Origin of the sequence: Hymenobacter sp. CRA2 (assembly GCF_002007105.1) — a bacterium.
Taxonomy (GTDB): Bacteria; Bacteroidota; Bacteroidia; order Cytophagales; family Hymenobacteraceae; genus Solirubrum.
The window spans coordinates 441,490-454,908 of the sequence record NZ_MVBC01000001.1 but is presented as its reverse complement, the minus strand read 5'-3'; the positions used below and the strand labels follow the sequence as shown (position 1 = coordinate 454,908).

The following is a 13,419-nucleotide window of genomic DNA, read 5'->3' as shown; positions in this document are numbered from 1 at the left end:
CGAAGATAGGGCCCAGCCGACCTTAGATGGCGTCGGACAGGCTGGTGAAGGTGAAGTCCCGAATCTTGAGCGGGGGCACCAGGTTGCCGCCCAGGCGCTGGGCGCGGCCCACGGCCTCCACGTTGTTGAGCATAATCACCGGCGACTCGTTGAAGCGCATGTTCTTGATCGGGTGCTTGATCTTGCCGTTTTCGATGTAGAACGTCCCGTCGCGCGTCAGGCCCGTCACTAGCAAGGACTGCGGGTCCACGTCGCGGATGTACCACAGGCGCGTCACCAGAATGCCCTTCTGCGTGCTCTTGATCAGCTCCTCAATGCTTTGCGTACCGCCTTCCATCACGAAGTTGCCGGTGAAGCCCGTGGGCTGCGCCTTGCTTTTCTGGGCCCAGTAGCGCGAGTAGTACAGGTTTTTGACCACGCCCTTCTCGATGATGGGCAGCTTTTTCACCGGCAGGCCCTCGTTGTCGAAGGTGCCGCCGGGGGCCTGCGGATTGGTGGGGTCGATGTAAATGCTCACGCGCGGGTCGAACATCTTCTCGCCCGTGCGGGTGCCGCCGCCTTTCTTGCTTAGGAACGAGCGGCCTTCATCGGCTTCGCGCGCGTCAAAGGCCCACACCAGTCGGTTGATCAGGCCTTCATCCGACACCAGCGCGGCGGGCTCCAGAATCACGGTGTACTTGCCCGGCTCGATGGCCTTGGCCGCTACCGAAGCCGCCGCTTTGGTGGCAGCGCGCTGCGTCAGGGCCTGGGCGTCGAACTTGCCGATGTCGGTATAGTCGGCTACGGCGTAGCCCGAACCGGTGCCGTCGGGCGTGCGCACCGTCACCGAGAAGTCCAGGTTGGTAAACTGCTGGTAGGCTTCCAAGCCCTTGGAGTTGCGGATGGCGGCGAAGCTGCTGCCGTCTTCCAGGTAGCCGGCGGCCGTGAGCTTCTTCTCCTGGCACAGGGCAATACTGTCGCCGGCGGCCTTGGCGCGGAAGTCGGGCGTAATGCCGGCCGTGCTCTGGGCAAACGACGGCGCCGTGAGGTACTGCTGCGGCCCGAGGCGCGGCATGTACTCGGGGTCTTCGGGGGCGAGGCGGGCAATTTCCTCGGCGCGCTGCACGCAGCGGCGCAGCGTCGCGTCGTCGAACTGGTTGCACGTAGCCACGCCCGAGCGTTTGCCAAACCAGCACTGCACGGCCAGCGACACGTTATCGGTGTTGCCGGCGGTGCTCACCGTGTTGCGGGCGTAGCGCACGTTGCCGCGAGTGGTGCCGTTGAGGTTGGCCTCGCACTCATCGGCCGTGGTGAAGCTCATGACCTTCTTCAGAATGGTCTGCGCTTCGTCTTTGGACAGCATCATGGCGGATCAGATTTTGCGGGCGGTATTGATGACGTTCACGCCGTTGAAGCGCGTGGTGGCCGAGCCGTGGCTCACGGCCGAGCTCTGCGAGGGTTGGCCCTTGCCGTCGTTGAAGAAGCCCGCGAAACGGTAGTCCGATTCGTCGCAGGTGGCGGCGCAGCTGTTCCAGAATTCCTGGGTGTTGGCCTGGTAGGCCACGTCTTCCAGCATCCCCGTGATTTTGCCCTTCTCGATGGCGTAGAACACCTGCCCGCCGAACTGGAAGTTGTAGCGCTGCTGGTCGATGGAGAACGAGCCGTTGCCGGCGATGTAAATGCCCTTGTCCACGTTCTTCACCAGTTCGTCCACCGAGAGCTTCTGCTTGCCCGGTTGCAGGCTCACGTTGGGCATGCGCTGGAACTGCACGTCCTGCCACGACTGGGAGTAGCAGCACCCGTCCGACTCGTTCTGGCCCACAATGTGCGCCTGGTCCCGGATTTTCTCGTAGTCCACCAGCTGGCCCTCTTTGATGAGCATCCACTGCTTGGTCTTCACGCCTTCGTCGTCGTAGCCCACGGCACCCAGGGAGCCCTGTTGTAGCTTGTCGGCCTGAATGTTAACGACTTTGGAGCCGTAGGGCTTGCCCTGCTTTTTCCACTCCAGCGTGGCAAACGAAGTACCGGCGTAGTTGGCCTCGTAGCCCAGCACGCGGTCCAGCTCCAGCGGGTGCCCCACCGATTCGTGAATGGTCAGCCCAAGGTGATGCGGGTCGAGCACGAGGTCGTACTTGCCCGGCGTCACTGAGGTAGCCGTGATTTTTTGCTTGGCCTGACGGGCGGCAGCGGCAGCATCCTCCAGCATGTCGTAGCTGTTTTTGTAGCCCACTACATCGGAGCCCTGCGGACCGGCCACCTTGTCCTGCGCCTTGGGCGTGAGGTACTCGTAGCCCAGGCCCATCGGGGCGCTCAGGGCCTGGCGCTGCCGGAACTTGCCCGAGGCACGGTCGACTACGGTTACGCCGAAGGTCGGCCAGATGCGGTGCACATCCTGGTCGATGTAAGACCCGTCGGTGGAGGCGAAGTACTTCTGCTCATTCACCTGAAACAGCGCCGAGTTGACGAAGCTCGCGCCATTCTCCAGCGCTTTGGCGTTGGCCGCGAGCAGCAAGTCCACTTTGTCTTTGATGGGCACCTCGAAGGCGTTCTGCTGAATAGGCGCTTTCCACGACACCTCGCCGTAGCCCTTCTGCGGGGCCAGCTTCACCGGCTCCTTTTGCACCTTGGAGTTAGCCTTGGCAATCTGCACAGCTTGCTGTGCCGCCTTCGCCAACCCCGCTTCCGATACGTTGTTGGTGGCTGCGAAGCCCCAGGTGCCGTTGGCAATGACGCGCACGCCCGCCCCGAAGCTTTCCGTGCTGGCAATGTTCTGCACCTGCTTCTCGCGGGTGAAAAGTCCCTGGTTCAGGTAGCGGCCGATGCGCACGTCGGCGTAGCTGGCGCCGGCCGATTTGGCCGCATTCAGCGCCGCGTCGGCCAGGCGCTTGTTTACGGCCGCGTCCATCACGGGCTCCAGCAACCGGGCCGGGTCCACCAGGGTTTCGCCGAAGCTGGGCATGCCAGGCAGCAAAAAGGCACCGGCTGCTGCGAGGCCCGTCAGGCCCACAAAATCACGTCTGTTCACAGTTTTAGGGGAGAAGGGTTGAGAGAAGTCGTATTGGAAAGGCGCAGGCGCTGCGGCCAGGGCTGCACAGCGCCCCCACAGCGAGGTGAAAAGTATAGGCGTTAAGTTATATAAGTTGGGTAAGAAATGTCCCGCCTGGCCGGGCCAAACGGAACATTCAGTGAGTAAAGTTGCCGAATACTCTAAAGTCAAAGGCTAAAGCCAGTTCCCCTCCTCAGCTGAGTAGGGGCTGGGGGTGGTTGGCCAGTCATCAGAACGTCCGACAAAGCCCGTCGTCGTCATGTCGAGCGCAGCCGAGACATCTCGCGGGCTGATGGCGGATAGTAACCTTACCACCCCCAGCCCCTTCTCAGCTGAGGAGGGGAGCTAGCTCTAGTCTTGCTCCGTAACTAAACCACTGCTGACCTCTTACGGCCAAATAAAAAGCCCCCGGACCAGCGGCCCGGGGACTCTTCGGTTTGGAACAAGGAGCAAGCAAACTTACACCGCGTCGGACAGACTGGTGAAGGTGAAGTCGCGGATCTTGAGCGGGGGCACGAAGTTGCCACCCAGGCGCTGCGGCCGCCCAATGGCTTCCAGGTTGTTGAGCATGATGATGGGCGACTCGTTGAAGCGAAAGTTTTTCACCGGGTGCTTGATCTTGCCGTTCTCGATGTAGAACGTTCCGTCGCGCGTCAGCCCGGTATAGAGCAGCGTCTGCGGGTCCACGGGGCGGATGTACCACAGGCGCGTCACCAGAATGCCTTTCTGGGTGCTCTTGATTAGGTCTTCGGTGCTAGCCGTGCCGCCCATCATGATGAAGCCGCTGGGCGGGGCAATGTCCGGAATACCCTGTTTCTGGGCCCAGAAGCGCGAGGAGTACATGTTTTTCACCACCCCCTTCTCAATCCACGTCACCTTCTGGCGCGGGCGACCGTCGCCGGCAAACGCGAGGCCGGGAATGTCGGGGCTGGCCGGGTCGGAGTAGATGGTCACGCGCTCATCGAAGAGCTTTTCGCCCTTCTTGTTGCCGCCGCCTTTCTTACTCAGGAACGAGCGGCCTTCGTCGGCCGAGCGGGCGTCGAAGGCCTGCATCAGCGCGCCCAGCAGCGAGGCGTCGGTGTTGGCGACCAGCGCCGCTGGCTCCAGAATTACGGTGTACTTGCCCGGCTCGATGGCCTTGGCCGTTACCGAAGCCGCGGCTTTGCCGGCGGCAATTTGGGTAAGGCGGCCCGCATCGAATTTGCTGATGTCGGTGTAGTCGGCCGCGGCGTAGCCCGAGCCCAGGCCGTCGGGGGTGCGCACCGTCACCGAGAAGTCCAGGTTGGTAAACTGCTGGTAGGCTTCCAGGCCTTTCTTGTTGCGCTTGGCCACGAAGCCGGCTTCGTCCTCGAGGAAGGCGGCTGAGCTGAGCTTTTTCTGGTCGCAGTAGCTGATGCTCTTGCCGGCCTGCTGGGCGCGGAAGTCGGGGTTGATGCCGGCCGTGTTCTGGGCAAAGGCCGGCGTGCTCACGTACTGCTGGGCTCCCAGCATGGGCACGTACTCGGGGCTTTCGGGGGCGAGGCGGGCAATTTCCTCGGCGCGCTGCACGCAGCGGCGCAGCGTCGCGTCGTCGAACTGGTTGCAGGTAGCCACGCCCGAGCGTTTGCCGAAGCGGGCCTCCACGGCCAGCGACACGTTGTCGACGGCGCCAGCGGTGCTCACCGTGTTGCGGGCGGTACGGATGTTGCCGCCGGTGGTGCCGGTGAGGGTCGCCTCGCACTCATCGGCGGTGCTGAAGCCCAGTACCTTGGTCAGGATAGCCTGGGCTTCGTCTTTAGAGATTATAGCCATTGATAGACTGTCGGAAGAAGAGAGAAGGGGAATGCGCCTGCTTACACCTTGCGGGCGGTGTTGATGACGTTCACGCCGTTGAAGCGCGTGGTGGCCGAGCCGTGGCTCACGGCCGATACCTGCGAGGGCTGGCCCTTGCCGTCGAAGAACGAGCCGAACAGGCGGTAATCCGACTGGTCGCAGGTGGCGGCGCAGCTGTTCCAGAATTCCTGCGTGTTGGCCTGATAGGCCACGTCCTCGATCTGGCCGGCAATTTTGCCCTTCTCAATGGCGTAGAACACCGTGCCGCCGAACTGAAAGTTGTAGCGCTGCTGGTCGATGGAGAACGAGCCGCGACCGGCGATGTAGATGCCCTTGTCCACGCCCTTGATCATGTCGTCCACGCTCAGTTTCTGGGCATTGGGCTTCAGGCTTACGTTGGCCATGCGCTGGAACTGCACGTCCTGCCACGACTGTGCGTAGCAGCACCCGTCCGATTCGTTCTGGCCCACGATGTGCGCCTGGTCCCGAATCTTCTGGTAATCCACCAGCTGGCCATCCTTGATGATGTCCCACTGCTTGGTTTTCACGCCCTCGTCGTCGTAGCCCACGGCGCCGAGCGAGCCTACCTGCGTCTTGTCGGCAATGATGTTGACGACTTTGGAGCCGTAGGGCTTGTTCTGCTTTTTCCAGTCGAGCGTGGCGAAGCTCGTGCCGGCGTAGTTAGCCTCGTAGCCCAGCACGCGGTCCAGCTCCGTGGCGTGGCCGATGCTTTCGTGGATGGTCAGGCCCAGGTGGTTGGGGTCGAGCACGAGGTCGTACTTGCCCGGCGTCACGGAGGTAGCCGTCAGCTTCCCTTTAGCCTGCTGAGCCGCCAGGGCAGCATCTTCCAGGATATCGTAGCTGTATTTGTAGCCGACGAGGCCGGTACCGGCCGGGCCGGCAATCTTGTCCTGCGCCTTGGGCACCATGTACTCGTAGCCCATACCCATGGGCGAGCTGAGCGCCTCGCGGGTGCGGAACTTGCCCGAAGCGCGGTCGATGGCCGTCACGCCGAAGGTCGGCCAGATGCGGTGCACATCCTGGTCGATGTAGGAGCCGTCGGTCGAGGCGAAGTACTTCTGCTCATTTACTTGAAACAGCGCCGAGTTGACGAAGCTGGCGCCGCCGTCTAGGGCCTTGGCGTTGGCGGCCAGTAGCAGGTCTACCTTATCTTTTACCGGCACCTCGAAGGCGTTCTGCTGGATCGGGGTCTTCCACGACACCTCGCCGTAGCCCTTCTGCGGAGCCAGCTTCACCGGCTCCTTCTGCACCTTGGCGTTGGCTTTGGCAATCTGCACGGCCGTTTGGGCGGCTTTGGCCAGGCCGGCTTCCGACACGTTGTTGGTGGCCGCAAAGCCCCAGGTACCGTTGGCAATGACGCGCACGCCCGCCCCAAAACTCTCGCCGTTGGCAATGTTCTGCACCTGCTTTTCGCGGGTGAAGATGCTCTGGTTCAGGTAGCGGCCGATGCGCACGTCGGCGTAGCTGGCGCCGGCCGATTTGGCCGCGTTCAGCGCCGCGTCGGCCAGGCGCTTGTTCACGGCCGCATCCATGGTGGATTCGAGCAGGCGCGCCGCGTCGACGGGCGTGCCCCCGAAGCCGGGAAAGCTCGGCAGGAACAGGGCGCCGACCCCAAGGCCGGTCAGCCCGACAAAATCACGTCTTTTCAAGAGGGTAGAAGATTTGGGATAAGCGGAAGGGTGTGGGAAATGTAAGAAAAAGGACGGGGCCAGAATACCAGGGCTGCACTAATTGCAAGGGCAGGCTGCAGATATATGACAATCGATAATCTTTTCTGGTGGAGTTTATTTGTTCAATCTCCACACTTTAAGAAATGCTATTGCGTGCCCATCCGCTTGCCAGCCGCGGCAACGCCCGCCGAACCAACCTAGCTTACTGCACCAGCGCCAGCAGCGCCGCCGAAATAGCGGGCCACGGCTGGTCCAAATCGATGGTAACGACGCGCACCGGAAAGCCGCCGAGGGTATAGCGCAGATCCACCTCCTGCGTGGCGGCGGGGTACAGCAGCATGCCTTCCAGTGCCTGGCCCGGCCGGGGCGGCTGGTTTTGCAGATAGGCGTACAGTTGGTACAGGTGCGGCGAAATCAGCCGCTGCCGGTCATAGTGCGGCTTTAGAGCGGCGGCGTAGTACTTCGTGTCGAGAATGATTTTGCGGTCGGGCGCTTCCAGCGAGGTATCGGTAATCATGCTCGGCAGCAGGGCCAGGTCTTCGGGCCGCTCGGCCTCAGCCTGCCAGCCAATGGTTTCGGAGCTGACGCGGTAGCGGCGCTGCTCCAGGCGGTAGAAGTTGCGCACGAACCGCTCGAACAGCCCCGCCATCAGCGCCTCGTCGCGGCGGAAATCGTGGAAGCGGGTACGGCCCTCGGCGTCGGTATCCGGTAGGGCCGTGCGGTAAATCAGCGTGCAGATGTTCAGCAGAAAGCCTTCAGTGCCCGGTAAATGCAGGCGGCGCACGGCGCGCAGCTCGTTGCGGGTGAGGGGGGAAGGTTGAATGCCGGCCGGAAAGCGGCTGCGTACCCGGCGCGCTTCCTGGCGCAGCGCAGTGGGCAAGTGCCGGGTGCGGCCCAGCACTTCCAGCGTGCCCGCGAGCAGGCGGTTCAGGGGTGTGTTCGGGCCAAGTTCGTCGTAGGCGCACACGGCGCGGCCGTGGCGCAGCAGGTCGCGCGTGAGGGTGGGCGTGAGCAGCACCCGCCCGCGCAACTCCGTTAGCTCTTCCTCGCGCTCGGCGTAGCCCAGCGGCAGGCCTTTCTGCAGCAGGCGCCGCGTGCCCACGAGCAACATCTGGGTGAGCAACTCCAGCGGGCGGTGGAAGCTGGCCGTGTCTACGTGCTGCCACTCGCCGGGCTCCGGCAGGCGGTTCCAGGCGTAGCAAAGCAGGTAGTACAGGTTCTGAATTGGGACCACGGCTTACTGCGGCTTAATCCGGCTGACAGGGATTTGGTAGATAATCAGGACTTCAGCCACAGTGGAATAACGCTCGGACATCATCCTGAACAGGGCGAAGGGCCTTGGCACATCAGGTCGTTACCGTTCCAGGGTGAGAAGGTCCTTCGGCTAGCGCCTCAGGATGACCTTTTACTTCGTTTACTGCTGTTCTGAAAAGTTTCGGCGGCCCAAAACCAGCAGAACGATTTAGACCGACAGCAGCCGCTGCTTGTGCTGGATGGCGAGGCTGGGCTGGTCAAACCAGTAGTCATCCAGCAGCGGCGCTATTTCCTGCTCCAGAATCAGGTTCAGCCACGCCGGGGCCTGCGCCGGGTGCGCGGGTGGCTGGCAGAAGTAGCTGTGACCCAACTGAAAATCGGGGCCCAGCTCCGGGTCGTCGGCAATGACTTGATTCAATTCGTTCAGGCGCAGCAACAGCCGGGCCGTCACTACTTTGGGCACGCCGCGCTCGGTGAGCAGCTGGCGCAGCGGCTGGCCAAACTCCGGCTGCATCCCCACGAAGGCGAAGCGGCGGCGCAGGGCGTAGTCAAGTGGGGCCAGTGAGCGGTCCGCCGTGTTCATCGTACCGATGAGGTACAGGTTGGTCGGCACGAAGAAGCGCGGGGCGTCGGCTGGGGCGTAGGGCAGGCGCACGGCGTGCTGGGGGCCGCGCTTATCGGGCTCCAGCAGCACCAGCAGTTCGCCGAAGATGCGGTTGAGGTGGCCGCGGTTGATTTCGTCGATGAGCAGCACGAAGGGGCGCTCCGGTTCTTGGGCGGCGCGGCGGCATACGTCGGGCAGCACGCCGTCGGTGAGGCGGAAGCCGCCGTGGCCGTCGGGCCGGAAGCCCTGCACGAAGTCCTCGTAGCTGTAGCTCGGGTGAAACTGTACCAGCTCAATGCGGGCATCGTCCTGGGCCTCCAGCAGTAGCCAGGCCAGGCGGCGGGCCAGGAAGGTCTTGCCGGTGCCGGGTGGGCCCTGCAGAATCAGGTTTTGCTTGCGCTCCAGGCCCGCCAGCGCGTCGTCGAGCTTGGTTTCGGAAATGAACAGCTCGCGCCGGGCCATAGCGCGGGTATACGGGTCGGCGGGGGCTGGCTCGTACGTGCTGACGGGCTCGGCCACCAGCGGCTCGGGGCTGGGCTGCGCAACGGGGCGGGTGGCCGGCAAGGGCACTTCGCCATCGGCCAGACCGGTGTAGAGCTGCTGCATGTCGGCCTGCGCGGCCATGTCGCCGTCGTGAGGCGAGTTGGCCAGCACCGGGCGCTTGGTCGTCACGGTGAAGCTGAGCTGCTCCAGAAACTGGTTGGTGGGCGCGCCAGCGGGCAGGGGCCACGCGGCCTCGGGCTGCTTCAGGGCCAGGCGCAGCGCCAGCTCGGCCACCGGGCGCGGGGGGTAGCGCCGACCCTTAAACACCAGGTCGTACACCGTGCTCGGCGTCAGCTCCAGCCCGGCACGGTCGATGTGGCGCAGGGCGCGCAGGACGTGGTCACGAGTAAGGGCAGAAAGGTCGGGAGGGGCGGCGGACATGCAGGCGGTAAGGTAGGAGCAAAACGCCAACGGCGCGCCGGTAGTTCGGTTTTGGAACCATCGGAGCAGGGCAAAAAAGCATTTTCCCGAGCGGCTTTGACAGAGCTCCGAGGGCAGCCTCCTACACGCAAACTGCCCCGCCACCTGGCGTCGGGCCAAGTAGCGGGGCAGGGCAAGCAAAAGCTGGTTTACTTCGCGTGGCGTTCGGGGCTGTGCGCCTTGTCGGGCGTCACTTTCTTGGCCTGCGGGCTTTCTTCGGTGGTATTTACGCGTTTGTCTTCCTGCTTTTTGCGGGTCGGATCATCGTGTTGCGGGGTCGAAGGCACGTTGTTCTTAGACATGGCTGTGGTTGGTTTAGGAATGAAACCATGCCTGGGTGTACGCGGTGTGGGGGCAGTTGTTTTGTGCAGCGGCTGACTTTCAGCAGGAATGGTCGGGCTGGTTGGAATGGTCGCGGCTTTGACTATAGGCCCCGGATGCGCAGCAGGCGGTGCAGCGGGCTGTTCGGGCGCAGCAGGGGGCGCAGCGCGGCCCAAGTAAGGTACTGGTCGTAAATGAACAGCTTCTCCTCCGATTCATGCTCGTGGTAAAGGGCCCTGATGCCGGTGGGTTCGATGGTCAGGCGGGCGGAGGCTAAGGGGAGTTGTCCGCCGCTCCACCATCGGGTCCGGTGCTGAGTCAAGGCCGTATCGGCCAGAGCCTGTCGGGTGAGCAGGCGTTGCAGACTGCCGGGCCGGAACTGCTGCACCAATAACAGCTCGCGGCCGGTGCGCAGGTCGAGCAGGTGGCAGCGGGTGGTTTCCTCGTAGTAGCGCGTGCCTTCGGGTTCGACCCGGTCGTCGTGCGTATAGGCCAGCAGGCCGGCCTCGTTGAGCGTCACATCAATGAAGTCGCGGTAGAGTGTATGGCCGTATGACTTAGGCAGCCGGGCCAGGCGGGCGCGGCGCCGGGCGGCTGGCACGGGGCATTGCAGCCGGGCCAGCGCGGGCCGGAGCGTATCCGGGCCGAGCAGGTGCAGGTAGGTCCGCTGTATGGTGGAAGAGTCGCCGGTGCCATCGGCCCGCCAAACCCTGGCGGCTCCCCAGCTTTCTTCTTCCAGCAACTCGTAGCGTACGCCGTCGGTGTAATCTTCGCGTAGCTGCACCCGTACGGGCTGCGTCTGGCCTTCCGGGTAGTACCAGCCGGTAAGCAGCGGCCGGCCCGGCGGCTGCTCGGCGCACAGCCTTGGCACCCAGCGGCGGTTATACTGGTCCTGGTAGTCCCAGCCATAGGTTTCCAGCCACTGCTCCGGGTGAAACTGCTCCGCGTTACCTAAATAGCCGCCTCGCGCTGTAGCGCGGTAGTAGAAGCTGCCCTTCAGCTTGGCTTCCCACACGGTATCCGGGTACGCGGCTACACTCAACTCCGTCCATAGCCTGACTTCAGCCAGCACCGGGCGGCCGTCTACCGTGCCCACGTAGCGGTGGTAGCCCAACTGCGCTGCCGAGGGCAGAGGAGGGGGCGGCGTGAGTTTCGGCCGCAGGGCCGGTTGGGTGGCAGCGGGCGGCGCGGCAACTGGTGCCTTGCGGGTAGACGGGGCCTCGCAGCCGGTAGCAGCGACCAGCCCGAGCAGCAAGGGTGCCTGCCGCCAGCTAGGGCGGCCGGTAAGTATGTAGAGCATACGTAACACTTTCATTGGGAAAAGATAAATAGAACGTCAGGCCAAAGTTTGGCAAGAATTCCAGCCGGACACTCCGAATTCCTGCCAAGCCTTGGTAAGTATTTCGGCCGGGTGCTCTGAATTCTTTCCACCCGAACGCCGCCCACCTGCGGTCAATCGGCCCGGTGCTCCCGGCGGATGCCCAGCTTCTTCATGCGGGCTTCCAACGTCTTGGCGTTGATGTCGAGCAACACAGCGGCGCCCTGCGGGCCGCTGACGCGGCCGCCGGTGTGCTGCAGCGCCGCCAGGATATGGTCGCGCTCCTGGTCGCGCAGGGTCTTGATGGCGCCGGCCGCAAACGGGGCCGCCGCCGCCGGGGTGGCCGGGGCGGCCGTAAAGCCGGCAAACTCCAGAAACGGCCCGCTGCTGGCAATGACGGCGCGCTCCACCACGTGCTCCAGCTCGCGGATGTTGCCCGGCCAGGGGTAGCGCTGCAGGGCTTTCAGGTCGCGGGCGCGCAGGCCGCGTACGGGCTTGCCGAGCTTCTTGGTGAAGCGCTCCAGGAAGTGGCGCACCAGGGGCTCCACGTCTTCGGGCCGCTCGCGCAGGGCGGGCAGGTGAATGGGAAACACGTCGAGGCGGTAGTAGAGGTCGGCGCGGAAGCGGCCGGCGGCTACCTCGTCCTCCAGCACGCGGTTGGTGGCCGCAATGACGCGCACATCGGTGCGGATGACGCGGCGCCCGCCGATGCGCTCGAACTCTTTTTCCTGGAGCACGCGCAGCAGCTTGGCCTGCAAATCCAGCGGCAGCTCCCCGATTTCATCCAGGAATATGGTACCGCCGTCGGCCAGCTCAAACTTACCGATGCGCCTATCGTGGGCCCCGGTGAAGGCGCCCTTCTCGTGCCCGAACAGCTCCGACTCGATGAGCTGGGCCGGCAAGGCCGCGCAGTTGATTTTGATGAGGGCGCGCTCCTTGCGCGGAGAGAAGTTGTGCAAGGCGCGGGCTACCAGTTCTTTGCCGGTGCCCGTTTCGCCGGTGATGAGCACGGTGGTATCGGTAGGAGCCACCTGCTCCACGCGCCTGAATACCTGCTGCATCACCTGGCTGCCGCCCACGAAGTCGCCGAAGCGGGCCGCCGCGGTGGTGTTGATTTCGTCGATGAGGTAGGTTCGTTCCCGCTCCAGCTGGGCACGCAGGGCCTCGATCTGCTCGAAGGCAAACACGTTCTGAATGGCCAGCCGAATCTGCGGGGCCAAGCTCATAATCAGTTCCAGGGACTCCTCGTTGAAGGCAAAGGGCTGCTGGCTCGACATGATGAGGGCTGCCAGTTGGTCGTGGCCCAGGTCCAGGGGCGTGCAGAGAATGGAGCGGGTGCCGCGCTGCTCCTTGGCGTAGCGCAGCATGGCGTAGCGCTCGGTCAGCTCGTCGAATTCTTCGCCCACGTAGAGGCCGGGACGGGTAACTAGCTCCACGGCCTCTTCCCGAGCCTGCTCCGCCCCGGGCTGCTCGTCCCAGCGGCCTTCGTCGAGCAAGCCAAACTGCCCGTCGGGGCCCTTGGCAAACTCGGCCAGGGCCCGCACCGGCGAGTTGGGTACGCGGATGCGCACGCCGAAAAAGTCGCAGGGCACCACGCGGTTGATTTCGGTGGCAATAGCGCGGAACAGCTCCTCGCGCTCCTTGATGCTGAGCAGGGCGTTGTTGAGGGCCAGCTGCATGGTCTTTTCCTGCTCGCGCCGGGCTATATCCTCGAATGCCAGCGTGTTGGTGACGGCCACGGCCACCAGGCTGCCAATTTTTTCCAGCAGGTCGGTGTCCATAGGGCCGAACTGCGGGCGCCGCCGCGCCACCAGGGACAGCAGCCCGATCAACTGCCCGCTGGTACGCAGGGGCACCACCACGAAGTAGCGCATACCCTTGTCCATGAGGGCGCAGAAGGGCAGATACTGCGGGTATTGCTGCAGTAGTTCTTCCAGGTCATACTGGTGCAGGTGGGGCTGACGTACGAATTGCTCGATGGGCGTGCCCTCGATGGGGGCCCGAGTGGGTTTGCCCGTGCCGGGCAGGTTGGTGAGGGATTGGTTGGGCAGCAGAATCTCGCCGAGGTAGTCGCGCATGAACACGCGGCGGTACTGGTGTTCGGCGTCGAGGGTAATGATGGTAATGGCGTCGAAAGGGAAAATCAGCCGCAGCTTTTCCGTGACGGTGCGAAACAACGCCTCCTTGTTGCGGGTCGTCGCAATGGCGTCGTTGAGGTAGAGCAGCAGGGAGTCGTCTTGATCGGGCATCGGCTTCTTTCCTTAAATATCAGGAGCAATAAACGAGGAAATTCTGAAATATGAGGAAAATATACATGGTCGAGTTAGGTGCTCGGTAACTCGTCATTAAAATAAAATGCGTGTTTTTGAGGTGTTTAAGGCGGTTTTTAAAGAAAGTTTTAATCCGCGTAACCCCTTGGCACAAGCTTGGG

General features: G+C 63.4%; 9 protein-coding genes. All 9 read right to left on the bottom strand.

Translation table 11 applies throughout. The features are described from left to right. Nucleotides 1-22 precede the first annotated feature (22 nt). A complete protein-coding gene (locus tag B0919_RS01745; RefSeq protein WP_078010874.1) occupies nucleotides 23-1,342 on the bottom strand; it encodes a TldD/PmbA family protein in 1,320 nt (439 codons plus the stop codon). Nucleotides 1,343-1,351: 9 nt separating this feature from the next. After that, on the bottom strand, nucleotides 1,352-3,004 hold the full coding sequence (locus B0919_RS01740) for a TldD/PmbA family protein (protein WP_078010465.1): 1,653 nt from the start codon (nucleotides 3,002-3,004) through the stop codon (nucleotides 1,352-1,354). Between the two features lie 480 nt (nucleotides 3,005-3,484). Further along, a complete protein-coding gene (locus B0919_RS01735; RefSeq protein ID WP_078010464.1) occupies nucleotides 3,485-4,816 on the bottom strand; it encodes a TldD/PmbA family protein in 1,332 nt (443 codons plus the stop codon). A gap of 41 nt (nucleotides 4,817-4,857) precedes the next feature. Beyond that, a complete protein-coding gene (locus B0919_RS01730; RefSeq protein ID WP_078010463.1) occupies nucleotides 4,858-6,507 on the bottom strand; it encodes a TldD/PmbA family protein in 1,650 nt (549 codons plus the stop codon). A 223-nt stretch (nucleotides 6,508-6,730) separates the two neighbouring features. Then, nucleotides 6,731-7,762, bottom strand: a complete 1,032-nt coding sequence (locus tag B0919_RS01725; protein ID WP_078010462.1) for a 5-methylcytosine restriction system specificity protein McrC — start codon at nucleotides 7,760-7,762, stop codon at nucleotides 6,731-6,733. A gap of 228 nt (nucleotides 7,763-7,990) precedes the next feature. Beyond that, entirely contained in the window at nucleotides 7,991-9,310 is a 1,320-nt protein-coding gene (locus B0919_RS25090; protein ID WP_176132804.1) for an AAA family ATPase, read from the bottom strand. Between the two features lie 188 nt (nucleotides 9,311-9,498). Continuing rightward, nucleotides 9,499-9,651 carry a hypothetical protein gene (locus B0919_RS25085; RefSeq protein WP_176132803.1) on the bottom strand — a complete coding sequence of 51 codons (153 nt, stop codon included), beginning with the start codon at nucleotides 9,649-9,651 and terminating at the stop codon, nucleotides 9,499-9,501. Between the two features lie 122 nt (nucleotides 9,652-9,773). Continuing rightward, nucleotides 9,774-10,985: a hypothetical protein gene (locus B0919_RS01715; protein ID WP_139361834.1), complete on the bottom strand. Its 1,212-nt coding sequence runs from the start codon at nucleotides 10,983-10,985 to the stop codon at nucleotides 9,774-9,776. A gap of 137 nt (nucleotides 10,986-11,122) precedes the next feature. Further along, nucleotides 11,123-13,237, bottom strand: a complete 2,115-nt coding sequence (locus B0919_RS01710; protein ID WP_078010460.1) for a sigma 54-interacting transcriptional regulator — start codon at nucleotides 13,235-13,237, stop codon at nucleotides 11,123-11,125. Between the last annotated feature and the right edge of the window lie 182 nt (nucleotides 13,238-13,419).